Origin of the sequence: Klebsiella aerogenes (assembly GCA_029027985.1) — a bacterium.
In the GTDB taxonomy this organism is placed as follows: Bacteria; Pseudomonadota; Gammaproteobacteria; order Enterobacterales; family Enterobacteriaceae; genus Klebsiella; species Klebsiella aerogenes_A.
This window is the reverse complement of the sequence record CP119076.1, coordinates 29,537-52,981: the sequence shown is the minus strand read 5'-3', so window position 1 is coordinate 52,981 and position 23,445 is coordinate 29,537. Positions and strand designations below refer to the sequence as shown.

Below are 23,445 nucleotides of genomic sequence, written 5' to 3'. Positions count from 1 at the left end.
TTACTCGCTATCGGTCACTTTATGCCAGCGGGCGATATCCGCCGACAGCGATACTGCAACGTCATCCCAGTTCGGTTCCCAGCTCTTCACGCCGTCGAGCGCCGCTTTCGCCGCCTTAAAGTTGGCGTCATCAGGCGTCACGTCGCTACGCACCGGCAGCCCCCAGGAGAGCGCGCTCACGCTGGATTGCGCCGGCTTGTCCAGCAGGAAGTTGATCAACTTTTTGCCGTTTTCGCTGTTCGGCCCGTTCTGCACCAGCCCGATGGTGTACGGCAGCGCCAGCGCGCTACGTTCGCCTTTGTCGTCTGCCGGCCAGAAGATTTTGACGTTCGGATTACGCGCCATCTGCGACAGGTTCATCTGCAGATCGCCGTTAGCGACATACAGTTCGCCTTTGTTGACCAGCGCCGTCAGCTTGCCGGTGGATGCCGATGGGCCGACGTTGTTCGCCTGCAGTTTGCCAAGGTAATCAAAACCGGCGTCTTTGCCGCCAAGGCTATGGAACGCCTGCAACATCACCGCGGTGCCGTCGCCCGCCTGACCCGGCGTGGAATACTGCAGCTTGTTCTTAAAGCGGTTGTCCAGCAGGTCGTGCCAGCTGGCTGGCGCGGTTTTCAGCAGTTGGCCGTTGTAGATGAAGGTCAGATAGTTGTTCACCAGCGGCGCATAATGGTCGTTGGCGCCAGGGATCTGCTCGTTGCCCTGCGGTTTGAAGGTTGCCAGCAGTTGCTCTTTGGCGGCGCGCTGAATAAACGGCGGCACCGTCACCAGCACGTCGGCCTGCGGGTTGGTGCGCTCCTTCGCCAGACGTTCGACGATCGCGCCGGAACCGCCTTCCACGTACTGCACTTTGATGCCCGTCGCTTTGGTGAAGGCGTCGAACTGGCTCTGATACCAGCTGTTATCGCCGTCATGCAGGCCATCAGCGGAGTAAACCGTGACGACGCCATCCGCCCAAACCGGGGAACTGGTTAGCGCGAACAGGGACAGCAGAGCAAGTCGGGAGAGTTTCATCGTGTAAGCCTCATCGGGGGTAAGTTATTCTGGTCTACACCAGATTGGCTTTCACGCTACCGATGGTTTATGACAAAACGATGAAAGAAGTGTGTCGAAAGAGTTAAAAACGAAAACCCAGGATCAGCGGGTATTGGGATTTGTCGCCCCGGTAAGCGCCAGCACTACCGGGGAGAAAAGACAATAAAATCAATGCGTATCGACTTCAATTCGCAGGCTATCATGACGCCAGTATTCGATATCGTAATCGAGAATGCGCCCGTGCTGATCGTAATTGAGTCGGCGCAACAACAGCGCCGGGCGCCCTTCCATCACCCCCAACGCTTCCGCGGCCTGCGCCGGCATCGAGGTCGGGTAAAACGACAAATGCATACTGGTATATATCAAGTCGTACTGGCTGTGATAAATCTCGGTCAGGCTGCCATTGAGATCGTGACGCAGCAGCTCCGGCACCCGGGCGGGTAAACAGTGGTTTTCGCAGTAGCACACCGGCCGCCCGTCGGCATAGCGCAGGCGCGTCAGCAAGTAAACCTGATCGAAGGGCTGCAGATCCAGCGGCGCCATCACATCCAGCGGCACCGCGGTTAAGCGGCCGTTAAGCAGCACCGTTTTTGGCTCACGCCCCTGTTCGAGACACAGCTTGTGGAAATTGGTGTTCTGCGTCGGATCCAACCACAGACGTTCCGGCGTCACAAACCAACCGCGGCGGTCGGCGCGGTAAATCACGCCGCTGGCTTCCAACTGCGCCAGGCTCTCGCGCACCGTAATACGCGTGGTATTGAACAGCGCGCACAGCTCGCGTTCTGACGGCAGTTTATCGCCGCTTTTCAACGCGCCGTTTTGAATACGCGCCTGCAACTGCGCCTTAATCATCAGGTACTGCGGCATCTCGCCAGAGGGTGATTTCATGTTTACTCACAAGCAGATTTGATATCGCCATTATACCTGGCGAGATGAATTTTTTGTTGCAGCGCCACATTTCCTTTGACCCTGCCCCGACTTTATCTCCATGATAAATGCAAATCTGGTATAGACCAAATGGTGAGACAAATGACTTCACGGAACTACCTGCTGCTGACCCCCGGCCCGTTAACCACCTCCCGCACGGTGAAAGAGGCCATGTTATTCGATAGCTGTACCTGGGACGATGATTACAATCTCGGCGTGGTACAGATCATCCGCCAGCAGCTGGTACAGCTGGCGACCCCGGCCGATGGTTATACTTCAGTGCTGCTACAGGGTAGCGGCAGTTACGCGGTTGAAGCCGTACTCGGCAGCGCCATTGGCGAACAAGGCAAAGTGCTGATCATCAGCAATGGCGCCTACGGCGCACGTATGATTGAGATGGCGCAACTGATGGGCATCGCCTGCCACCCCTACGACTGCGGCGAAGTCGCTCGCCCGGATGCGGCGGCGATCGAACGGATCCTGCAGGACGACCCGGCGATCACCCATATCGCGATGGTACATAGCGAGACCACCACCGGTATGCTCAACCCGATCGAAGAGGTTGCGGCGCTGGCGAAGCAATACGATAAACGCTATATCGTCGATGCGATGAGCAGCTTCGGCGGCATTCCGATGGATATTGCCGCACTGAATATTGATTATCTGATTAGCTCGGCCAACAAATGTATTCAGGGTGTGCCTGGCTTCGCCTTCGTGATCGCCCGCGAAGCGGAGCTTGCCGCCTGCAAAGGTCGCTCGCGCTCGCTATCGTTGGATCTGTACGCGCAGTGGCGCTGCATGGAGGATAATCACGGGAAGTGGCGTTTTACTTCTCCAACCCACACCGTGCTGGCCTTTGCCCAGGCGCTGAAAGAGCTGGCGCAAGAAGGCGGCGTCAGCGCTCGCCATCAGCGCTACAGCAACAATCAGCGCCGTCTGGTCGCCGGGATGCGCGCGCTCGGCTTCCAGCCCTTGCTCGACGACAGCCTGCACTCGCCGATCATCACCGCTTTTTATTCGCCTGATGCGCCGCAGTACCGCTTTAACACGTTCTATCAGAAGCTGAAAGATCAGGGCTTCGTTATCTATCCGGGCAAAGTGTCGCAAAGCGATTGCTTCCGCATCGGCAACATCGGCGAAGTCTACGACGCCGACATCACCGCCCTGCTGGCGGCCATCGACAACGCTATGTACTGGAAACAATAAGGAACCGCCATGAACCGTATTACCGCACTGATTCTCGACTGGGCCGGCACCACCGTAGACTTCGGCTCCTTCGCGCCGACGCAAATTTTCGTTGAGGCGTTCCGTAAAGCCTTTGATATCGAGATCACCCTCGAAGAAGCCCGCGTGCCGATGGGGCTTGGCAAATGGCAGCACATTGAAGCGCTGGGCAAACTGCCTTCCGTCGATAGTCGCTGGCAGGCTAAATTCGGCCGCGCCATGAACGCCGCCGATATCGATGCGATCTACGCCGCTTTTATGCCGCTGCAAATCGCTAAAGTTGTCGATTTTTCCGCGCCGATCGCCGGCGTTGTCGACACTATTGCTGCGCTGCGCGCCGAGGGCCTGAAGATCGGCTCCTGCTCGGGTTATCCGCGCCCGGTGATGGAAAAACTGGTACCGGCCGCCGCCGCTCAGGGCTATGCGCCGGACCACTGGGTCGCCACCGATGATCTCGCCGCGGGCGGGCGTCCGGGGCCGTGGATGGCGCTGCAAAACGTCATTACGCTGGGTATCGATGCCGTCGCGCACTGCGTGAAGGTGGACGACGCCGCGCCGGGGATTAGCGAAGGATTGAATGCCGGGATGTGGACCGTGGGGCTGTCGGTTTCCGGTAACGAATTCGGCGCCACCTGGGAGGAGTATCAGGCGATGTCGGCGACAGAAATTGCCACCCGCCGCGAGCTGGCCGCCAGCAAACTGTATGCCGCAGGGGCGCATTACGTGGTGGATACGTTAGCCGACCTGCCGGGGGTGATTGCCGACATCAACGCCCGTCTGGCGAAGGGCGAACGGCCGTAGGTTTTTGTCCGGGCAATGGCTTACCGCCTTGCCCGGGCGTAACGTTAGTTTATCCGTACTCTCGTTATTACCAGCAACCCGGTGAACAGCATCAGAATGCCTGATAGCACCAGCGGCGACAGCAGACCCAGGTGGTCGAGCGCGATGCCGCCGACCGCCGCGCCGCAGGTGTTGGCGAGCTGGATCACCGCCACCTGAATCGACCCGGCTTTTTCCGCCTGATCGGAGAGCGAACGGGTGATCCACGTAGACCATCCCACCGGTATCAACGCAAAAGCAAAGCCCCAGATAATCGCTACCGTTGAGGCCACCACTTTGCTTTCGCCCCACAACACCAGCGCCGCCGCACTGGCGGTTAACACCAGTGGCGAAATCGCCAACGCCGCCTTAACCGAGTGCTTCAATACCATTGATGAGAGCGACGTGCCGATAAAACTGGCGATACCAAAGCTCAGCAGCACCAACGTCAGGCCGTCGACGTCAAAGCCGGCAAGTGTCATGTAGATCGGGCGAATATAGGTAAAGAAGGCGAACTGCCCGGCAAAGGCCATGAAAATGGCGCACATACCGGCCAGTACTCCCGGGCGCTTCAGCAGGCCGAACATATTTTGCTGCTGCGAAGCCGATTCACCCGGCAGCGACGGTAGCGCCTTCAACACCCAAATCGTACACAGCACGCCCATCACCGCTGCGGCGTTGAAGACGTTGCGCCAGCCGATGATCCCGCCGAGGAAGCTACCTAACGGGGCGGCAATCACCAGCGCTATCGATACCGCGCCGAAGATAATCGACAGCGCTTTCGGCACCACGCGCATGGGTACCAGTCGCATGGTCAGCGACGCCGACATCGCCCAGAAGCCGCCGAGCGCCAGGCCCAGGCAAGCGCGCCCCAACAGCAACAGGGTAAAGCTATTGGCAAACGAAACCAGCAAACAGGAAAGGGTCAGCAAGAGCGAAAACAGAATGACCACGTAGCGACGATCGGTTTTGCCAATCACCGTGGTCACAAACAGGCTGGAGAACATCGCCACAAACGCCGTCGTCGTCACCGACTGCCCGGCCACCCCTTCAGAGATGCCTAAATCCAGCGCCATCGGCGTCAGCAGGCTGACCGGCAGAAACTCAACGGTAATCAGGCAGGCGACGCAGAAAGCAACCGCGAATACTGCCGACCAGTTTGGCCGCGCGAGATCGCTTGCGTGGGGTTTGGCTTCATTTGAATGACTCATGAGTTACCTGCTGAGAAAAATGGCGGAAAGCTGCGCAGTGTAACATTTTGTGTGTGACGTATTTAACGTTTTCACAACTCTCAGCGCTTTTCACGAGAGGATGCGTAGCTGCTCCCATGTTTAAAAAAACGAGAAACGATGCGTCATTTTGATGAATCATGTCTCGGTCGCGTAACTGCTCTTCAACCCATTGAGATTAAAGCTCTACGGGAACAACTCAACGTTAGCCAACCGGTGTTTGCTCGTTATCTGAATACCAGCGTGTCTACCGTGCAAAAATGGGAAACTGGCGCTAAACGACCAAGCGGACTGTCATTAAAATTGCTTAGCGTCGTACAAAAACACGGCCTGAAAATCCTGCTGTAGCCCTTCTGCCGGATGGCGCTAACGCTTATCCGGCCTACAAGGAACACAAGGGACGAACGCGTAAACCGTAGGCCGGATAAGGCGCAGCCGCCATCCAGCACACAAGCCGGGATAACAATGATATCAGTGCAGCCAGTGCACGCCGTCTTCCGGCAAGAACAGGGCGTTATAGCGCTGCTGCAGGTTATGCAAATCGCTCACATCCGGATCCAGCTCGCGTAGAAACCCCTGCGCCAGACGGATCTGCGCGTCGGTTATCGGCGCCGCTAAACGCGCTTTTTGCATCAGGCGATACCAGTAATGCAGGTTCTTTTCGCTGGCGTCGACGATAGCGGCCTGCCAGATCAGCAGGACCTGCGCAGCGTTCTGCAGATGCGCTTCATTTGGCCGCTCAAGATAACGTAAATACTCATTACCGGCGGTTTTTCCCAGCTGATCGATCATCGACTCCAGCGGGACGGGAGTAATACCAAGACGCTCGCTCAGACGGCGAATCGCCCGTCGGGAATCAGACGTCAGCACCCGAAAACCGACAACAAACACCACCGCCAGCGTGGCCAGCATAATCCAGATCATGAGTTCTCCTGCGTTATCTGCACTCATGATATCTGGAAACAGCTCGCTGGTACTAATCCACCAGCATGATTTTCAACGCGAAAAGTACTGCGACCGCAATGACGCAGAGATTCAACTCACGCCAGCGTCCAGTAAACACCTTCATAATGCAGTAAGACATGAAACCAAGCGCAATCCCCTCGGTAATAGAAAAACTAAAAGGCATCATTACCGTCGTGACAAAGGCAGGCACCGATTCAGTAAAATCATCCCAGTTGACACGAGACAGGCTGGAAGTCATCAGCACTCCGACAAAAATAAGCGCCCCCGCCGTTGCATAAGCGGGAACCATTCCCACCAGCGGGGAAAAGAACATCACCAGCAGGAATAAGACACCAACCACCACTGCCGTCAGCCCTGTGCGTCCCCCTACCGCCACGCCCGAAGTACTTTCAATATAGGCAGTCACTGAAGAGGTGCCGATAAACGCCCCGGCGACGGAACTCAGACTGTCAACATACAGCGCTTTATTCATACCAGGAAACTTACCATGGCGATCGATTAATCCCGCTTTATCGGTTACGCCAATGAGCGTTCCTGAAGAATCAAATAAGTTGATAAGCATGAATGAAAAGATAATACCGGCCAGATTGAGTGACAATGCGCCACTCAAATCTACCTCGCCGATCACGTCAGTAATGCCTGGAGGAACGGAATACACGCCATTAAAATGAACATCACCGAAAAACAATCCGCAACAGGATGTCACAACGATGGAAACCAGTACGGCGGCGTGAAAATGCCGCGATGACAGGACGGTAATAATAAAAAAACCTAAAATCCCCAGTAACACGGTATGAGAATTTAAGTTACCGATGGCGACCAGCGTGTCTTTATTGGCGACAATGACACCCGCATTTTTTAAACCCATCATCGCAATAAATAAACCAATACCGCTGGTAATGCCAATACGTAAACTAACGGGAATATTTGAGATCATCCAGTAACGAATACGAAAGAGGGTAAGTAGAAATAAGCCCACCGCCCCCCAGAAGATTGCCCCCATCCCCGTTTGCCAACTGACCCCCATCGCTCCCACGACGACAAACGCAAAAAAGGCGTTGAGCCCCATCGCTGGCGCCAGCGCCACAGGAAGATTAGCGACCACCCCCATGGCAATACTGCCGACACCGGCAATCAGGCAGGTGGTGACAAACACCACTTTGGGGTCCATCTGCGCGGCCCCCAATATCTGCGGGTTCACAAAAACGATGTAGACCATCGTTAAGAACGTTGTCATTCCCGCTATTGTTTCGGTCCGCACGTTAGTGCCATGCTGATGAAGTTTAAATAACCGCGAAAGCAGCCCTGAGTCAGGGGTTACCTCATCACTGATATCATTATTCATTTTCTCATCCATTAGTTAAGATATAACCACAACTCTTTTTAAAGCATATTTCACACGTAATTCAGTGATTACAATCACAATGCAAAAGCACATTTAAAGATAAGCTTAAAATAATTCTTTGTGATAAATAAAAATCAATTTGATAAAATCAAAATGAGAAAAAAATGAATAAATCCATTAACTATAAATATCATTACATTAGCCGCCAGGAACAGCAGGAATTGTTAGCCGTTTCTCGCGGAGAGGCCATTGCCGATTATATTATTGATAATGTCATGCTTCTCGATTTAATCAATGGCGGAGAAATGACAGGGCCTGTGGTCATCAAAGGAAAGTATATCGCAGGTATCGGTGCAGAATATCGTGATGCCCAGGCATTGCAGCGCGTAGATGCTCGTGGCGCCACGGCTGTTCCCGGTTTTATCGATTCACATCTGCACATTGAATCCAGCATGATGACACCCGTCACCTTTGAAACCGCAACGCTGCCCCGCGGCCTCACGACGGTCATCAGCGATCCACACGAAATCGTTAACGTTATGGGGGAAAGGGGGTTTGCCTGGTTTGCGCGCTGCGCCGAACAGGCACGGCAAAATCAGTATCTTCAGGTAAGTTCCTGCGTTCCGGCGTTGGCGGGGTGCGATGTGAATGGCGCCGATTTCCCCCTCGAACAAATGCTGGCCTGGCGCGATCATCCGTTAGTTACGGGGCTTGCGGAAGTGATGGATTATCCCGGCGTCGTTGCCGGACAAAATACGCTGCTTGATAAAATGGATGCCTTTCGCCATCTGACTCTGGACGGTCACTGCCCGGGGCTTGGGGGTAAAGCGCTGAATACTTACATCGCCGCCGGGATCGAGAACTGTCACGAGAGTTTTAGCAGGGAGGAAGGTCTGCGCAAACTCCAACTTGGTATGGCGCTGATGATTCGCGAAGGGTCCGCAGCCCGCAATCTTGACGCGCTGGCGCCGCTTATCAATGCGTTTAACAGTCCGCAGTGCATGCTCTGCACCGACGATCGCAACCCTTGGGAAATTGCCCACGAAGGGCATATTGATGCTCTGATCCGGCGACTGATATTACAACATGATGTACCGCCACATGTTGCTTACCGCGTCGCCAGTTGGTCAGCAGCCCATCATTTTGGCCTGCACCATCTTGGATTACTGGCGCCCGGCAAACAGGCGGATATTGTTCTACTGAGCGACATCTGTAACGTGACGGTCCAACAGGTATTTGTCAAAGGAGAGCCTGTTGATGCCGATATCCTGAAGACGGAAGAGCCGACAAGGCTGGCGCGCACCTCCCCGCCCTATGGCAATACCATTGCGCGCCAGCCTGTCGCTGCCGATGATTTTCCGCTGCATTTCATACCAGGGAAACGGTATCGGGTTATTGATGTTATCCCTAACGAATTGATAACCCATGCCAGTAGTTGCGTCTGTACTCCTGACGGTTTCGATCGTGATGATTTAAGCTACATCGCAGTACTTGAACGCTATGGTCATCAGCTTCCTCCCGCCTGCGGTCTACTGAGTGGATTTGGATTACGTGAGGGCGCGCTGGCTGCGACGGTCAGCCACGACAGCCATAACATTGTGGTGATCGGTCGCAGCGCTGAAGAGATGGCCCTCGCCGTTAACCAGGTGATTGAAGACGGGGGCGGGCTGTGCGTCGTACACTGCGGTCAGGTACAAAGCCATCTGGCGCTGCCGATTGCCGGACTCATGAGTACCGACACCGCAGATTCGCTGGCCGAGCAGATCGACAGGTTAAAAGCAGCGGGCCGCGAGTGTGGCCCCCTGCCCGATGAACCGTTTATCCAGATGGCATTTCTCTCCCTACCGGTGATACCGGCATTAAAACTTACCAGTCAGGGACTTTTCGACGGCGAAACGTTTACTTTTACCTCTCAGGAAATGACTGACTGATTTAAGGCAACCAGAACCAGAAAGACGCGGCAGGAACGCAAAGCATAAAAAAGCCCGGCATCATACCGGGCAAACGTTACCAATACACACTTAAGCGATTTTCAGTTGCTGGATTTTTTTCTCGCGGCGGATTTTGCGCTCTTCAAATACCGCCACGACGGCCATCAGGCAGATACAGCCGATAGCGGCGGCATCCAGCGCCGCAAAGGTGCCCGCCCAACCGGTCAGGCCAAACACCGGCGTGCCGTCGGCGATCATCCCGAGGCCCAGTTTGGCAAAGCTATCGCCAATCAGATAAGCGAAGGTGCCCTTGATCCCATCGGCAGCGCCGATCGCTTTTTTCGGTACAAATCCGACTGCCGCAACGCCGATTAACAGCTGCGGACCAAACACCAGGAAGCCCAGCGCAAACAACGAGGCCAGATAGACATACTGGTTGCTGGCGTGCTGATAAACGCCGAGGGTGGCGATAATCAGCGCCAAGGCGACGCAGGCCACCAGCGCGCGGCGACCGTTGGCCAGATCCGACAGCCAGCCCCACAGTAGCGTGCCGACCAGCGCCCCCACTTCAAACAGGGTAAAGCCCTGAATCGCCACCTCTTTAGACAACTTCAGTTCCTGGAAGGCATACACGGTGGACCACTGATCGATACCAATACGCACCACGTAAAGGAAGATATTGGAGAAGCACAGTAACCAAATCACTTTGTTCTTCAGCACGTACTCCACAAAGATCTGCCACTTGGTCATGGCGTTTTCTTCGGTCTCTTTATCTTCTTCGCTGATCGCTTCGCCAAACAGCTCTTCCGCTGTACCGAGACCGTAGGCTTCCGGCGAGTCGCTACCAAAACGCAGGCCGATGAAGCCGACAATCAGCGCAATAATCGACGGGAAGATAAACATACCGATGACATGACCGTCGAACAGGTAGTTCGCGCCAAGCAGCGCGACGCCCGCCGCGCCCGCACCGCCGAGGTTATGGGAGATATTCCAGAAACCGAGGAAGGTGCCGCGTTTGCGTCTGGGCGTCCACTTAGTGATGGTGGAGTAGCTGCACGAGCCGCCGGTGCTCTGGAAGAAGCCGCTCAGCGCGTAGAAGGCGATCATCAGGAACAGGCTGGTTGAACCCGCGCCCATGCTGGCACTAAAGCCAAGCATACAGATAGCGGAAAGGATCAGCATAAACGGCAGGAACTGCTTGGTGTTTTTGCCGTCGGCATAATAGGAAACCAGGGTCTTACCCACGCCGTAGGTGATGGAGAAGCCCAGGCCGATCATCCCCAGTTGCGTCATGCTCAACCCGTAGGTGGAGATCATGTCGTTCTGCGCGATATTAAAGTTCTTGCGGATCAGATACATGGTCAGGTAGCCGATGAAGACCACCAGATAGGACTGCATGAAGGGTTTGAACCACATTTTGCGCCGCACATCGAGCGGCAGATCCAGGGTCGGCTTGCGTACCTGATTCAGAAAGGCCAGCATGGGTATCTCCTGAGCTGATTTTTTATGCCTGCGTAATAACCAGGCATTGTAAAAATCAGCGCGCCGTCTGGCCTGAGACGGCGTCCAGGTGAAACCGGGAAAATTTCTTAGTTTTGCCCCATTCAGGGCGAAAAGGTGAACTACATCACGCTTCGCTGGCGATACGCGGCGCCTGAGCATTTAAAAACGGCAGCAGCAGCAGCGCGGAGATCCCGGCAGCAATGGCGATCACCACGAAGAAGCCGGTCCAGTGCCAGATATCCATCACCTGCGCCAGCGGCCAGCCGGAGAGCGAGGCGCCGAGATAAGCGAACAGGCCGACAAAACCGGTCGCCGCCCCGGCGGCTTCTTTATGCGAGCATTCAGCCGCCGCCATACCAATCAGCATTTGCGGGCCGAACACGAAGAAGCCGGTGGTGAAGAAGCAGGCCGCCTGCATCACGTAGCTGGCGAATGGCATCAGCCACAGCCCGCCGACTGACAGTAAAATCCCGGCGGCGAAAATCAGGTTCATCGGCCCGCGATTGCCGTTAAACAGTTTATCCGACCCCCAACCCGCCACCAGCGCGCCGATAAAGCCGCCCAGTTCAAACATGGTGACCGCCGAATTCGCGGTCACTAGATCGACACCGAGCGTCTCCGACATATACAGGTTGCCCCAGTCGTTAATTGCCGCCCGCACCACGTACACCAGTACATAGCACAGCGATAGCAACCAGATATAGGGATTAGCCAGCACGTATTTAGTCAGAATCTCCTTGCGGCTCAATCCTGCCCCCTCCTGCTGCTGAGCGATGTCCAATTCATCGTGCCGCCAGTCGCCGACGGCGGGTAAACCGACCGCCTGCGGCCGATCGCGCAACCGCCAGCACAGATACAGCCCGGCGAGGATCGCCAGGCTGCCGGCAATCGTCATCCCGGCGCGCCAGCCGTAGTGCAGCGCCGCTGCGCCCACCACCATCGGGATCAGCGCGCCGCCGACGTTATGCGCCGTATTCCACAGCGCCCACCAGCCGCCGCGCTCGGTTCGCGAATACCAGGCCGTCAGTAGCCGGGCGCAGACCGGCGAGCCCCAGCCCTGGAAGAAGGCGTTCAGCGCCCACAGCAGGGCGAAGGCCCACAGCGAAGTGGAAAAACCGAACAGAATATTCACCACGCCGGTGGCAACCAGCCCCAACCCCATGAAATAACGCGCGTCGGAGCGGTCGCTGACGATGCCGGAGAAAAATTTCGATAATCCGTAGGTAATGTAGAACAGCGTGGCCAGCAGGCCGATATCGCTGCGGGTCAGCACGTTACTGGCGAGGATTTCAGGGACCGCGGCGTTGAAGCTTTTGCGGGTGAAATAGAACAACGCGTAGCCGAGCCAGATAGTCAGCAGGATATGGCGACGCCAGTAGCGATAGCGCTCGTCCAGCTCGCGTTTATCGTCAATCGGCGCAGCGTCCGGCGGGGCTTTTAAAAAGGCAAACATCGGCGCACCTCTCAGGCGTAACGCAGCGGTAGGTTGACGCACACGCGGGTACCGTGCGTGCAGGAGATAGTCAGCGTGCCGCCCAACGCGGTGACGCGTTCGCGCATTCCGGTGAGGCCAAAGCCCTGCAAATTAGACCCCGGCGGCAAACCGCAGCCATCATCCTCCAGCACCAACATCAACCGCCCATCCTGCTGCCACCCTTGCAGGGTAACGGCGCTGGCGCTGGCATGCTTAACAATATTATTGAGCCCTTCCTGACAGACGCGGAACAGGGTCACACGCAGGTTTTCGCTCAGCCCCACTTCGCTAATTCGCCATTCGAGGTGGCTAACGATGCCACGATCTTCCAGTTCCATCTCACGCATCAACGAGCGTACCGCCTGCTCGAGAGAAAGATCGTCAAGCTGGCGCGGACGCAGACGGCCGAGCAGGCGGCGCACGGAGTCATACACGCCCAACGAGAGCTGTTCAATCAGCTGGCCGCTCTGGCGCACGCTGCCATTATTCGGCGCCAGACGCTGGACAATCCCCGCCTGGGTGCGGATAGCGGTAATGGTCTGGCCGATATCATCATGAAGCTCACGCGCCACGTCGCGGCGCACGCTCTCTTCCGTTTCCAGCAGGCGCTCCGCCAACCGACGATTGCGCGCCAGCTCGTTTTGCAGCGACTGGTTAAGCTCGCGCAACCGCTGGATCCCCGCGCCCAGCAGCAGCCCGGTTAAGCTCTGCACCAACAGCGAAAGCAGTAAATCAACCGGGTGATCGTGCCAGGTCTGGCTGGCAATCAACGCGATGGCGTTCATCAGGGCGGCAATCAGCGCCCCCTGCCAGCCGTAGTGCCAGGCAAGCGCGATAATCGGTAGCGCCAGGCAAAAAGGGGTAAAGCGGGAGAGTTCAGCGGGCAACCCAAGCTGCAGCCACAGGCTGACGGTAAACAGCAACAGATACCAGATCAGATGGCGACCGCGCCAGTTGACCGGCTGCGAGACCAGCGATGGCCCCAGCGGCCGCCAGACAGTGCTGGTGAGGTAGTGCCAGATAACCAGGCAGATCGGCGCCAACGTCAGGCCGCCGGTCAGCGTCAACAGCAGCGCGGTCAGTCCCTCGCCCCCTTCCGCCAGCCACGGCAGCGATTGCAGCAAGGCGGCGGCGATCAGCGCTCCTCCCTGACGTAACAGCGTTAGCCAGTCGCGCTGATGGCGATAGCGAGAAATCAACGCCACCGGCAGCAGGGTTAGCAGACTTCCGGTCATCAATATTATCGGATGCGCCAGCGCCACTTCCTGCGCCAACCAGAAGAGAAGCAGCCATTCCGCTCCCAGCAGCACAGGCCAGTAACCGCGCGGACATTGCAGCATCAACCCCAGGCGCAGACCAAATGGGAACAGTAGTACCGCCAGTTCCGGACGTTCCACCAGATGTAAGCTGATGCTCCACAGGCAGAACCATGCGGCGGAAAAGATAAAAAAGCAGGCGACAACGGTGATAAGTCGGGAGAAAAGCGCGTTCATTGCCAGCCGTCAAACATCCGCCGCGCCAGTTCAACATCGTTACTGACGCTCAGCTTTTCCATCAGATTAGCGCGATGGACGTGGACGGTTTTTGGCGACAATCCCAGCTCAGCGGCAATCTCTTTCACCGCCATTCCCTGCGCCAGCTTTTCCGCTACCTGACGTTCGCGTTTAGTGAGCGGATCCTGACGCCCCGCCGCCAGTTTCACCGCAATATCCGGCGTCAGATAGCAGCCACCGGTCGCCACCGTATGTACGGCGGCAATCAGTTCATCGGGGCTACAACGTTTAGAGAGAAAACCACGTGCCCCCGCGTTCAACGCCTGTTCCACCAGCGCCGGGCTGTCATGGACGGAGAGCATGATCGTCGCCATCCCCTTCGGCAGCTGGCTTAACAGCTCCAACCCGGAAATATCCGGCATTGAGATATCGCAGATACAAACCTGTACGCCGCGCCCCGGCAGCCCCGCCAACGCCTCGCGCCCCGAACCAAACTCAGCCACCACCTGCAAATCAGGTTCCAGCCCCAGCAGTTGGGCAAAGCCGGAGCGGACGATAAGGTGGTCGTCGATAAGGGCAACGGTAATCATGGTTTTATCCTGGAGGGTATAAAAAACGCGCCTACCTTAACGATAAGCGCGTTGCTGTTCAAGCCTTGAGCGGTCAGACGATGCCTGTCGTGACGGTAAATGTCCGGGTTTGCTGCGGTTCTACCTGAATCAACGTGCCGTTTCGCTCTGCCGCCAGGAAACCTTCTGGGCGACACGTCGCGGGGAGGGCGAAGGCTGCCACCTGCTGATCGCCGTTATAGAGGATCCAACGGGTCACATAATTCAGCTCCGAACTGGCGAAACGGGTAACGAACGTGGTGCCATCCGGGGCGATCATGCTAAATTCCGGCTTTTCCGTGTACCTGTCCAGTTGGTCAGCAAAGAAGACAATTTCCGGATCGTAAAAGCCCGGCTCATTGAGCGCCGCCAGCGAGGCTTCTCCCTGTAATAGTCGTTGATTGAACGCCAGCCATTGTTCTGTCGGTTTGACATGCGCCGGAACGGATTCACGCAACTTCAGCGCCTCATCGGGGATATTCTGGCTAAAGGTCGCTTCCGGTACATACGCATAGTTCATATGACACATGTACTGTAACGGCATCGCTACGCTGGCGAGGTTAGTGACCGACATTTGAATATCAAACAGCGCGCTCGCCTTATGCATCACCACCGCAGGTTGTGCCTGATAATGATGACCGAACCCCATCACATATTCATAGCGCCCGCTCACCCGCAGGCTATCCCCATCCAGCTCCAGCCAGGCTTCATCCATCGCGGCACAGGCCATTTCGCCGTGCAACGGATGAGAATCCTTCGGCGACGGGCAGCCATTGGCCAGTAGCCCAGAGTGAAAGGCAAAACAGCCGTACGTCGCCACCACTTCGGTTGCTGGTTTGGGTTGGCTGAACATGTTGCGCATGGTCAGATCGTGGCCGTCAAACTGCGCATCCCAGATCATCTGCCCCATCCAGGGCAGAATAACCAAATGTCCACGGCTGTTTTCTAGCTTCAGCCCTTCCACACCGCTGGCATAGAGAAACGCGGTGACCGTGAAATCACTATTCTTCAGTAGAACTCGCGGATGTTCAGTAAACAGTTCCCGCCACAACGTTATACGTGTTGTCATAATCGTGCTCCTCAGGAAGCGGTCGCTTCTGCCAGGTTGCTACGTACTTTGCTTTCGCGCCAGAAGTAGATACCGACGTAAACGAAGCACAGCATAGAGACCAGGAACGACAGTTGCAGCGAGTGGAACATATCCGCCACATAACCCTGAATCGCCGGAACCACCGCCGCGCCGACAATCGCCATCACAATAACCGCTCCTGCCATCTCGGTATGTTCGTTATCCACCGTATCCAGCGTACCGGCATAGATTGTCGCCCAGCAGGGGCCGAACAGGACACTCACCAGCACCGCGACATATACCGCGCTAAAACTCGGCACCAGCGAGACATAGGCAAGAAACAGCGCCCCGATGATCGAGTAGAGAATGAGTACTTTTTCCGGGTTAAAACGGGTCATCAGAATATTGGCGATAAACTTGCCGATAAAGAAGCAGGCAAAGCTATAGACCATAAAGTTGGAGGCATCGCGTTCGTTGATATCCCCCAACTCCAGCGCCAGACGAATGGTGAATGACCACACCGCCACCTGCATCCCAACATACAGAAACTGCGCCACAATCCCACGACGAAAACGCGCGTTGCTGGCCAGATAGCGCAGCGTATCCATGGCTGACGGGCGTTTATGGTTTGCGGTTTGCGCCACTTTACAGGTCGGGAAGCGAGTCAGCAGGAACAGGACCATCACCACCACCAGAACCATAATCATGTACTTATACGGTTCCAGCGTATTTTCCAGCATCAGCAGTTTAAAGTTATGGATCTGCTCAGCATTCATCCCGGCCATCTGCTTTTGCAGACTCTCGCCTTCGGAAAAGACCAGATATTTGCCCAGCAGAATACCGGAGGCTGCGCCGATCGGATAAAAGGTCTGGCTAATGTTCAGACGTAGCGTGGCGTAAGCTTTTGGACCAATCATCGAACTGTAGGTGTTCGCTGCAGTTTCCAGAAAGCTCAGGCCAATTGCTATCGCAAAAATCGCCGCAAGGAACATGGTGTAGGTTGCCATGTGCGATGCCGGGAAAAAGAGCGTACAGCCGACGATATAAAGCGTCAGTCCCATTAAGATGGCGATTTTATAGCTGGTCTTTTTAATCACCAAAGATGCTGGAATCGCAATTAAAAAATAGCCGCCATAAAAGGCACTCTGCACTAATGCCGAAGCAAAGTTGCTGAGTGAAAATACGCTTTTAAATTGCGTAATCAGAATATCATTTAATGCGGCTGCGCATCCCCAAAGCGGGAATAAACAGGATAACAAAATAAACTGGAACAGAGGGGTCTTATTCAGATAACCATCGGGCATCTGAATGATGTTTTTATCGTTCATAGTGCTACCTTTTACAGTGCAGGAGTGTTATTCGTTTAAGGTAAGAAACTCATTAAATTGTTCGATACTCGGATAAGAGGATTGGGTGCCTTTCCCTGTGACGCTAAAAGCAGCGAAGAGAACGGCTTTTTTCATAGCGGCTTCCACGTCACCGCTTTGAACGTAATAGTGGGCAAAACAACCGATAAAAGCGTCGCCTGCGCCACTAGTGTCGACAGCATTCACTTTAAACGCCGGAACATGGACTTCCTGGTCACGCGTCATCCACAGTGCGCCTTTTTCACCCATAGTGACGATAATATTATTCAGTCCTTTATCAACCAGAGAACGTGCCGCAGCGCAAATACGATCGTAAGTATCAACCGGCATACCGGTTAATATCTCCAGTTCGGTTTCATTCGGCACAAAGAAATCACATTTACAGGCATATGACATATCTAACTCCCGTAATGCCGGAGCCGGATTTAATAACACTTCAATGCCATGCTTTTTACCGAATTCAATTGCGTGATATACCGTCTCCAGTTGAACTTCCAGTTGCAGCACGATTAACTGACATTTTTTCAGGTCTTCCGCAGCGCGATCGATATCTTCCGGAGAGAGAAACTTGTTTGCGCCTTTAATAATCAGAATACTGTTACTGGAGTTGGCATTGACGAAAATTGGCGCGACGCCGCTGCTGGTGCAGGGAACTTTTTCCACATAAGTGGTGTTAATGCCCCAGGATTCGAGGTTGCGAATGGTGTTATCTGCAAAGATATCGTCACCGACCTTCGTCAGCATCAACACCTTAGAATTGAGCTTGGCCGCCGCGACGGCCTGGTTTGCCCCTTTACCGCCACAGCCAATTTTGAATGCTGGCGCTTCCAGCGTTTCCCCTTCTTTAGGCATCTGGTTGGTGTAAGTGATGAGATCCACCATGTTGGAGCCGATAACCGCGATATCCATTTTACTACCTCTCAGAAACAATCACACAACAATGATATTAAAATAACATTATCATGTTACTTTCGTACCATTTGTGACTCTGATCGCGATTGGAAGATCATTTTTTTGTTTGTTTATTGTACGTATTGTTGCAGTCTTATCACGATTCAAATCATTTTCTTCGTTACAATTCACTGAAATTGAACTGTTTATAATCAATAAAACGTGAAAAAACGCACTTTTATTTCCCGGTGGCCAGAAGTATAGTAATGCAGCAATGTGATGTTCTCAGAGACACATAAATGTTACTGAAAGAACATACACACGATGATTCGCGGAGAGAAATGCATGGAAACCAAGCAAAAAGAACGTATTCGACGTCTGATGGAGTTGTTAAAGAAAACGGATCGAATCCATCTGAAAGATGCGGCGCGGATGCTGGAGGTTTCCGTGATGACCATCCGTAGGGATCTCAGCCTGGATGATGAGCCGCTACCGCTGACGTTGCTCGGTGGTTACATTGTGATGGTGAACAAGCCCGCCGCCACCGTTAACGCGCCGCTCCCCGCGCAAAAACAGTATCATCGAGACGATTTACCTGTCGCCATCCTGGCCGCCGGACTGGTGAGTGAAAACGATCTGGTCTTTTTTGATAATGGCCCGGAAATGCCTTTGGTTATCAGCATGATCCCGGATGATATTACGTTTACCGGCATCTGCTACTCACATCGCGTGTTTATGGCGCTCAATGAAAAACCCAACGCCACGGCAATCCTGTGCGGTGGAACCTATCGGGCCAAGAGCGATGCCTTTTACGATACCAGCAACCCTTCGGCACTGGATTCGCTTAACCCACGGAAAGTCTTTATCTCCGCCAGCGGAGTACATGAACACTTCGGTGTCAGCTGGTTTAACCCAGATGACCTCGCCACCAAACGTAAAGCGATGGAGCGCGGTCTTCGGAAAATTTTGCTGGCACGTCACGCCCTGTTTGATGAGGTCGCTCCCGCCAGCATTGGTCCACTCTCAACTTTTGATGTACTGATAAGCGATCGCCCGTTACCGGCAGATTATGCTACCCACTGCCGGAACGGTTCCGTCAAAGTGATCACCCCAGATTCAGATGGCGATTAACGTTACTCGAAGAAAACGGCAATCTTGTTAAACATGGTCGGATCGGACTGGTTACGCGCCACGTTGGTGACGTCTTCCAGCTTTTCAATCTGGCTAATCATCTGCCCAAGGCGCTGATCGTCATTCACCAGCAGCCAGATACGGCTGTGTTCGCTGCCCTGAATCGGCAGACAGAGAATGCCCTCCACGTTGAAGGCGCGGCGGGCAAATAGCCCGCAGACGTGGGTCATGACGCCAGGGTGGTTGCGGACGGTGAGTTCCAGAATGACGTTATCACATTGTTTTTGCATGGCTTATTCCCCCACCATCTCAGTATTGGCCGCACCCGGCGGTACCATCGGATACACTTTCTGCTGCGCATCGATGCGCACGTGGATCAGCGCCGGCCCCGGACGGTCGATGATCGCCTGAAGCGCCGCCTGCGGATCGGCTTCGTGATTTAAATCACAGGTTTGCAGGCCGAAACCGGCGGCAATTTGCATAAAGTTAATCATCCCCGGGTAAGTCGCGGCAAAGACGCCCTGCTGATAGAACAGGCTTTGCTGCTGATGCACCAATCCCAGCGCTTCGTTATTCATCAGGATGATTTTCACATCCAGCTGATTTTCAGCGGCAGTGGCCATTTCCTGGATATTCATCATCAGACTGCCGTCGCCGGAGAAGCAGATGACCTTGCGCTGCGGGTTAGCCAACGCCGCGCCGATCGCCGCTGGCAGGCCGAAACCCATGGTGCCGAGGCCGCCGGAAGTCAGCCACTGGCGCGGGCGGTTGAGCGGATAAGCCTGCGCCGTCCACATCTGATGCTGGCCGACGTCGGTGGTGATAATCGCTTCATCGTCAACACAGGCGGCAACGGCGTTAATCAGGCCATAGTGGGAGAGCGGATCGCTTTCCTGCGGGATGGCACACGGGAATTCGCGCTGTAAATCGGCCACCAACTGGCGCCACGCGTCGCGCGGCTGTGCCTCAATCTGCGGAATCAGCTGGGCTAAGACTTCCGCCACATCGCCCTGAATCGCCACGTGCGGTTGCTTGATTTTGCCCAGTTCGGAACGGTCGATATCGACGTGGATAATCTTCGCGTTCGGGCAGAACTGCTCGGTTTTGCCAATCGCCCGGTCATCAAAACGCGCGCCTAAAACAATCAATAAATCCGCTTCTTGCAGAATAAAGTTGGTGCTGCGCGCGCCGTGCATCCCCAGCATGCCCAGCGACAACGGGTGCGCCTTCGGCAGCATACCCAGCGCCATTAAGGTCATGGTGGTCGGCAGGTTGGCTTTTTCCGTCAGAGCGCGAATCTCCTGCGGAGCATTAATCACCCCGCCGCCCAGATACAACACCGGACGCTGCGCGGCGTTGATCATCGCCGCCGCTTCGCGGACGCGTTCAGAGGAAAATTCCGGCGCCGCAGCGCGCTCGCCGGGCTCCGGCAGGGTTTCCAGTTCAATGGTCGCCGACTGCACATCCTTAGGAATATCTATCCACACCGGCCCCGGACGTCCGGACTGGGCGATACGGAAAGCGTCGCTAATCACCTGCGGCAGCTCGGCGATATCGCGAACCAGGTAGTTATGCTTGGTGATGGGGATAGAGATACCGTAGGTGTCGACTTCCTGGAAGGCGTCGGTGCCGATCATTGATGCCGGAACCTGCCCGGTGATGCAGACCAGCGGAATGGAGTCGAGGCGCGCATCGGCGATGGCGGTAATCAGGTTGGTGGCGCCCGGGCCGCTACAGGCCATACAGACCGCAGGTTTGCCTTCAGTACGCGCCATACCCTGAGCGATAAATCCTGCTCCCTGCTCGTGACGCGCCAGGATATGGCGGATCTGCGTGCTTTGGCTTAAGGCATCGTAGATAGGCAGGATGGAGCCGCCCGGAATGCCGCTGACCGTAGTAATACCCTGGCGTTCCAGTAAATGAACAACCAGCTGCGCGCCGGTGAAGCGCATTGTGTTTGATGTTGTGCCCGAACTTGCCATGCTCCAGTCCTTTTATTCTGGGCCGACTTTACCGGGGGGCTCTACAACAAAAAACCCCGCTCGGTTTGCGCCGGCGGGGTTTGGAATTCGTGTTGTTCCGGACCCTACGGCGCATTGCCGACGACGACCACCACAGACACGACGACCACCGCGGCAGGCGCGGTTTTTAGTAGGGTCGAAGTCATCATGGCAGCGTTCATTAGGGACCTGTTGTGTCGAAAAATTAACTGAATTTATACAAACACAGGTTTTCGCATTACACAATGGAATTATTTTCAACCAGCGAAAATTGCGCTCAAGATCACAATTCGCAGCACGGGCGGCAGAAAACAAAAAACCCCGCCGTAGCGAGGTTTTGAACAGCATTTTCACGGGTGGTAACCGCAAGCACACTGTATTACGTCAACGACAAAAGTATACGCGATCGCAGCAGAACGCGCAATTTAAGGCCGTTTTTTCTCTGAAATAGAGTATGGAACGGTAGAATGAATTTGTCCATAAAATACTGTTCATTTATACAGTATCTATCTATACTGAGTGTGTTCACTCTGTGCCATTCGGGGGCCGCATGCTTGACCGGCGCAACGAAGTCCTGGCTGAAACGGGTGGTGCCGTCAGCGCCTTAACCCCGAGAGAGCACACTGTGTTACGTCAACAATACGCAGTTTACAGCCTGCGCGGCAACGCGCTGGCTATCGCTGCGTAACCCCTGTGATAACGGGGATAAGCTGGCAACAGGCAGCGGATAGGTACGTCAGCTTATTGTGCTCCTTAACCACAGGAGACGCGCGTATGGGCGGAATGGATATTATTATTTTAATCCTGAAACTCATGGTTGCTGTGTTGCAACTACTTGATGCAGTCCTGAAACAGTTCCGCTGATTCAGGTTCAAGTCGCACCTGAGAGGGGCGGGAAACCGCCCCTCTACAGGCGCCCGCCGGGCGTTCTGGGATGACTTGATGGAGGAAACCATGCCACCGCTGTTAATTGCCGCAACGACGCCGGATGACCCGGGATTCGTCGCTCTGCGCACCGAAAGTCTTGAGCAGCACTTCAACATGCTGCGCCGCCTGGCGGAAAACTGGCAGAGCGGCAAAAACCGCTTTAACGCGCCGGGTGAAAAGTTGCTGGGCGCGTTCGTCAACGGCCAGTTGGTTGGGGTCTGCGGACTGAATATCGATCCCTTCAGTCAGCAGCCGCGGGCCGGGCGCATTCGTCATCTCTATATTAGCGATAGCCACCGCCGCATGGGGATCGGCCAGCAGTTGCTGGTTTCGGTTATCACTCATTCCGGCGCCTGGTTCGATTTTCTCAACACCCACGCTCCGGCGCAGGCCTGGCCCTTTTATGAACGGCTTGGTTTCCGCCCGGTATACGATGAACCGCGGGTGACACATCGTTTGTTCTGCTCGCTTTAGCCACCGCTGGCTGGCCGCACGGGCGCATGTTACAGTCCGATGACCTTAACCCCAGAATCCGCCAGCAATGACTATCACCGTATTTTGCATTTTGCTGTTCGCCGCGCTGCTGCACGCTAGCTGGAACGCGATCGTTAAAGCCAGCGGCGACAAAATGTATGCGGCGATAAGCGTCAGCGGTTCGGCCTCGTTGATCGCCCTGATAATGCTACCTTTCGTGCCGCAGCCGACGCTGGCCAGCGCGCCATATCTGGTGGCATCCTGCGCTTTACAGGTGGTGTACACCGTGCTGGTGGCGAAGACCTATCAAGTGTCGGATATGAGCCAAACCTATCCGCTGATGCGCGGCGCCGCGCCGCTATTGGTAGCGGCAATCAGCGTGATATTTCTCGGCGATCGCTTATCGCCGCTGGCCTGGCTGGGTATTGGTGTCATCTGCCTGGCGATTCTGGCGATGGCGTTTAATGGCCGTGTCAGTTCCCGCACAGGCATCGTGCTGGCGCTGATCAACGCCTGTTTTATCGCCGGCTATACGCTGGTGGACGGCACCGGCGTACGGCTGGCCGAATCGGTGCCAGGCTACACGCTGTGGACCTTTTTTATGAACGGTTTCTGCCTGCTGTGCTGGGCGATGGCGGCGCGGCGCCGGGAAGCCAGCCGCTATTTACGCCAGCACTGGAAGAAAGGCATCTTCGGCGGTATCGGCACCATGGGCTCCTACGGCCTGGCGCTGTGGGCGATGACTCAAGCGCCGCTGGCGGTGGTCGCCGCGCTGCGTGAGACCTCGATTTTGTTTGGCGCGCTGATTGCTTTTATCGTCCTGAAAGAGCAAGTGGCGGCGCTACGCATCGTCGCCGCCTGCGGTATTGCCGCTGGGGCGATCCTGTTGCGGCTGTCGTAGATTAAAATGGCAACATTAGTTGCCATTCCTGTTTATAAAACCTGCCTGAAATTTCTCCAGCAATCCGTGTTATGTGGTTGTTCTGTCATTTTTATGTGGTAGATTCCTCCAGCGTTTAGGGGGTGTGCCAG

Annotated in this window: 22 protein-coding genes and 1 pseudogene; 8 read left to right on the top strand and 15 right to left on the bottom strand. The window is 55.3% G+C overall.

Going from position 1 to position 23,445, the window contains the following annotated elements; translation table 11 throughout:
* Together phnS and phnR are read right to left on the bottom strand one after the other, a co-directional pair.
* A complete protein-coding gene (gene phnS, locus PYR66_00250) occupies positions 1–1,014 on the bottom strand; it encodes a 2-aminoethylphosphonate ABC transporter substrate-binding protein (protein WEF28210.1) in 1,014 nt (337 codons plus the stop codon).
* Positions 1,015–1,203: 189 nt separating this feature from the next.
* Positions 1,204–1,923, bottom strand: coding sequence for a phosphonate utilization transcriptional regulator PhnR (gene phnR, locus PYR66_00245; GenBank protein WEF28209.1), 720 nt, complete (start codon positions 1,921–1,923; stop codon positions 1,204–1,206).
* Between the two features lie 141 nt (positions 1,924–2,064).
* Between phnR and phnW the strand changes: the two genes are divergently transcribed.
* Together phnW and PYR66_00235 are read left to right on the top strand one after the other, a co-directional pair.
* Entirely contained in the window at positions 2,065–3,168 is a 1,104-nt protein-coding gene (gene phnW, locus PYR66_00240) for a 2-aminoethylphosphonate--pyruvate transaminase (GenBank protein ID WEF28208.1), read from the top strand.
* A gap of 9 nt (positions 3,169–3,177) precedes the next feature.
* Positions 3,178–3,987, top strand: coding sequence for a phosphonoacetaldehyde hydrolase (locus PYR66_00235; GenBank protein ID WEF28207.1), 810 nt, complete (start codon positions 3,178–3,180; stop codon positions 3,985–3,987).
* A gap of 44 nt (positions 3,988–4,031) precedes the next feature.
* Here PYR66_00235 and nepI read toward each other — a convergent pair whose 3' ends face one another.
* Positions 4,032–5,216 (bottom strand): purine ribonucleoside efflux pump NepI, encoded by a 1,185-nt coding sequence (gene nepI, locus PYR66_00230; protein ID WEF28206.1) that lies wholly within the window; start codon positions 5,214–5,216, stop codon positions 4,032–4,034.
* A 129-nt stretch (positions 5,217–5,345) separates the two neighbouring features.
* Here nepI and PYR66_00225 point away from each other — a divergent pair.
* Positions 5,346–5,582, top strand: a pseudogene (locus PYR66_00225) (DNA-binding transcriptional regulator).
* A gap of 123 nt (positions 5,583–5,705) precedes the next feature.
* On the opposite strand, the gene PYR66_00220 reads toward PYR66_00225, so the two are convergent.
* On the bottom strand, positions 5,706–6,158 hold the full coding sequence (locus PYR66_00220; GenBank protein ID WEF28205.1) for a DUF1198 domain-containing protein: 453 nt from the start codon (positions 6,156–6,158) through the stop codon (positions 5,706–5,708).
* 52 nt (positions 6,159–6,210) lie between these two features.
* Positions 6,211–7,545 carry an NCS2 family permease gene (locus tag PYR66_00215; GenBank protein ID WEF28204.1) on the bottom strand — a complete coding sequence of 445 codons (1,335 nt, stop codon included), beginning with the start codon at positions 7,543–7,545 and terminating at the stop codon, positions 6,211–6,213.
* 164 nt (positions 7,546–7,709) lie between these two features.
* Between PYR66_00215 and adeD the strand changes: the two genes are divergently transcribed.
* Positions 7,710–9,476, top strand: coding sequence for an adenine deaminase (gene adeD / locus PYR66_00210; GenBank protein ID WEF28203.1), 1,767 nt, complete (start codon positions 7,710–7,712; stop codon positions 9,474–9,476).
* A gap of 90 nt (positions 9,477–9,566) precedes the next feature.
* Here the strand turns inward: adeD and uhpT are convergent, their stop codons facing one another.
* From uhpT to rbsK, 7 genes are all read right to left on the bottom strand, one after another.
* Entirely contained in the window at positions 9,567–10,958 is a 1,392-nt protein-coding gene (gene uhpT, locus PYR66_00205) for a hexose-6-phosphate:phosphate antiporter (GenBank protein ID WEF28202.1), read from the bottom strand.
* A gap of 145 nt (positions 10,959–11,103) precedes the next feature.
* A complete protein-coding gene (locus PYR66_00200) occupies positions 11,104–12,432 on the bottom strand; it encodes an MFS transporter (GenBank protein WEF28201.1) in 1,329 nt (442 codons plus the stop codon).
* Positions 12,433–12,443: 11 nt separating this feature from the next.
* Complete coding sequence (gene uhpB, locus PYR66_00195) at positions 12,444–13,946, bottom strand: signal transduction histidine-protein kinase/phosphatase UhpB (protein WEF28200.1); 1,503 nt, start codon at positions 13,944–13,946, stop codon at positions 12,444–12,446.
* Positions 13,943–14,536 carry a transcriptional regulator UhpA gene (gene uhpA, locus PYR66_00190; protein WEF28199.1) on the bottom strand — a complete coding sequence of 198 codons (594 nt, stop codon included), beginning with the start codon at positions 14,534–14,536 and terminating at the stop codon, positions 13,943–13,945. The genes uhpB and uhpA overlap by 4 nt, the downstream gene beginning before the upstream one ends.
* A gap of 73 nt (positions 14,537–14,609) precedes the next feature.
* Entirely contained in the window at positions 14,610–15,623 is a 1,014-nt protein-coding gene (locus PYR66_00185; protein WEF28198.1) for an aldose 1-epimerase family protein, read from the bottom strand.
* A gap of 11 nt (positions 15,624–15,634) precedes the next feature.
* Entirely contained in the window at positions 15,635–16,951 is a 1,317-nt protein-coding gene (fucP, locus tag PYR66_00180) for an L-fucose:H+ symporter permease (protein WEF28197.1), read from the bottom strand.
* Positions 16,952–16,978: 27 nt separating this feature from the next.
* A complete protein-coding gene (gene rbsK, locus PYR66_00175; protein WEF28196.1) occupies positions 16,979–17,899 on the bottom strand; it encodes a ribokinase in 921 nt (306 codons plus the stop codon).
* Positions 17,900–18,226: 327 nt separating this feature from the next.
* Here rbsK and PYR66_00170 point away from each other — a divergent pair, with 327 nt between their 5' ends.
* The gene (locus PYR66_00170) at positions 18,227–19,012 is read left to right on the top strand and encodes a DeoR family transcriptional regulator (protein WEF28195.1); all 786 of its coding nucleotides are present in this window, start codon (positions 18,227–18,229) and stop codon (positions 19,010–19,012) included.
* Positions 19,013–19,014: 2 nt separating this feature from the next.
* Here PYR66_00170 and ilvN read toward each other — a convergent pair whose 3' ends face one another.
* The 3 genes from ilvN to ivbL all read right to left on the bottom strand — a co-directional run bounded on the left by ilvN (position 19,015) and on the right by ivbL (position 21,194).
* The gene (gene ilvN, locus PYR66_00165) at positions 19,015–19,302 is read right to left on the bottom strand and encodes an acetolactate synthase small subunit (GenBank protein ID WEF28194.1); all 288 of its coding nucleotides are present in this window, start codon (positions 19,300–19,302) and stop codon (positions 19,015–19,017) included.
* A gap of 3 nt (positions 19,303–19,305) precedes the next feature.
* Positions 19,306–20,994 carry an acetolactate synthase large subunit gene (gene ilvB, locus PYR66_00160; protein WEF28193.1) on the bottom strand — a complete coding sequence of 563 codons (1,689 nt, stop codon included), beginning with the start codon at positions 20,992–20,994 and terminating at the stop codon, positions 19,306–19,308.
* A 104-nt stretch (positions 20,995–21,098) separates the two neighbouring features.
* The gene (ivbL, locus tag PYR66_00155; GenBank protein WEF28192.1) at positions 21,099–21,194 is read right to left on the bottom strand and encodes an ilvB operon leader peptide IvbL; all 96 of its coding nucleotides are present in this window, start codon (positions 21,192–21,194) and stop codon (positions 21,099–21,101) included.
* Positions 21,195–21,756: 562 nt separating this feature from the next.
* Here ivbL and tisB point away from each other — a divergent pair.
* From tisB to PYR66_00140, 3 genes are all read left to right on the top strand, one after another.
* Positions 21,757–21,876, top strand: a complete 120-nt coding sequence (gene tisB, locus PYR66_00150; protein ID WEF30536.1) for a type I toxin-antitoxin system toxin TisB — start codon at positions 21,757–21,759, stop codon at positions 21,874–21,876.
* A gap of 90 nt (positions 21,877–21,966) precedes the next feature.
* Positions 21,967–22,413, top strand: a complete 447-nt coding sequence (locus PYR66_00145; protein WEF28191.1) for a GNAT family N-acetyltransferase — start codon at positions 21,967–21,969, stop codon at positions 22,411–22,413.
* 67 nt (positions 22,414–22,480) lie between these two features.
* Entirely contained in the window at positions 22,481–23,314 is an 834-nt protein-coding gene (locus tag PYR66_00140) for a DMT family transporter (GenBank protein WEF28190.1), read from the top strand.
* The last annotated feature ends 131 nt before the right edge of the window (positions 23,315–23,445 follow it).

Excerpts from the sequence above, each read along its gene's own strand:
- PYR66_00140 (WEF28190.1), top strand. The coding sequence starts at position 22,481 with ATGACTATCACCGTATTTTGCATTTTGCTGTTCGCCGCGCTGCTGCAC.
- phnS (WEF28210.1), bottom strand. The coding sequence starts at position 1,014 with ATGAAACTCTCCCGACTTGCTCTGCTGTCCCTGTTCGCGCTAACCAGT.
- ivbL (WEF28192.1), bottom strand. The coding sequence starts at position 21,194 with ATGAACGCTGCCATGATGACTTCGACCCTACTAAAAACCGCGCCTGCC.
- PYR66_00185 (WEF28198.1), bottom strand. The coding sequence starts at position 15,623 with ATGACAACACGTATAACGTTGTGGCGGGAACTGTTTACTGAACATCCG.
- phnR (WEF28209.1), bottom strand. The coding sequence starts at position 1,923 with ATGAAATCACCCTCTGGCGAGATGCCGCAGTACCTGATGATTAAGGCG.
- PYR66_00200 (WEF28201.1), bottom strand. The coding sequence starts at position 12,432 with ATGTTTGCCTTTTTAAAAGCCCCGCCGGACGCTGCGCCGATTGACGAT.
- PYR66_00145 (WEF28191.1), top strand. The coding sequence starts at position 21,967 with ATGCCACCGCTGTTAATTGCCGCAACGACGCCGGATGACCCGGGATTC.
- uhpB (WEF28200.1), bottom strand. The coding sequence starts at position 13,946 with ATGAACGCGCTTTTCTCCCGACTTATCACCGTTGTCGCCTGCTTTTTT.
- ilvB (WEF28193.1), bottom strand. The coding sequence starts at position 20,994 with ATGGCAAGTTCGGGCACAACATCAAACACAATGCGCTTCACCGGCGCG.
- PYR66_00215 (WEF28204.1), bottom strand. The coding sequence starts at position 7,545 with ATGAATAATGATATCAGTGATGAGGTAACCCCTGACTCAGGGCTGCTT.
- uhpA (WEF28199.1), bottom strand. The coding sequence starts at position 14,536 with ATGATTACCGTTGCCCTTATCGACGACCACCTTATCGTCCGCTCCGGC.
- nepI (WEF28206.1), bottom strand. The coding sequence starts at position 5,216 with ATGAGTCATTCAAATGAAGCCAAACCCCACGCAAGCGATCTCGCGCGG.
- uhpT (WEF28202.1), bottom strand. The coding sequence starts at position 10,958 with ATGCTGGCCTTTCTGAATCAGGTACGCAAGCCGACCCTGGATCTGCCG.
- PYR66_00170 (WEF28195.1), top strand. The coding sequence starts at position 18,227 with ATGGAAACCAAGCAAAAAGAACGTATTCGACGTCTGATGGAGTTGTTA.
- PYR66_00235 (WEF28207.1), top strand. The coding sequence starts at position 3,178 with ATGAACCGTATTACCGCACTGATTCTCGACTGGGCCGGCACCACCGTA.
- fucP (WEF28197.1), bottom strand. The coding sequence starts at position 16,951 with ATGAACGATAAAAACATCATTCAGATGCCCGATGGTTATCTGAATAAG.
- rbsK (WEF28196.1), bottom strand. The coding sequence starts at position 17,899 with ATGGATATCGCGGTTATCGGCTCCAACATGGTGGATCTCATCACTTAC.
- adeD (WEF28203.1), top strand. The coding sequence starts at position 7,710 with ATGAATAAATCCATTAACTATAAATATCATTACATTAGCCGCCAGGAA.
- phnW (WEF28208.1), top strand. The coding sequence starts at position 2,065 with ATGACTTCACGGAACTACCTGCTGCTGACCCCCGGCCCGTTAACCACC.
- ilvN (WEF28194.1), bottom strand. The coding sequence starts at position 19,302 with ATGCAAAAACAATGTGATAACGTCATTCTGGAACTCACCGTCCGCAAC.
- PYR66_00220 (WEF28205.1), bottom strand. The coding sequence starts at position 6,158 with ATGATCTGGATTATGCTGGCCACGCTGGCGGTGGTGTTTGTTGTCGGT.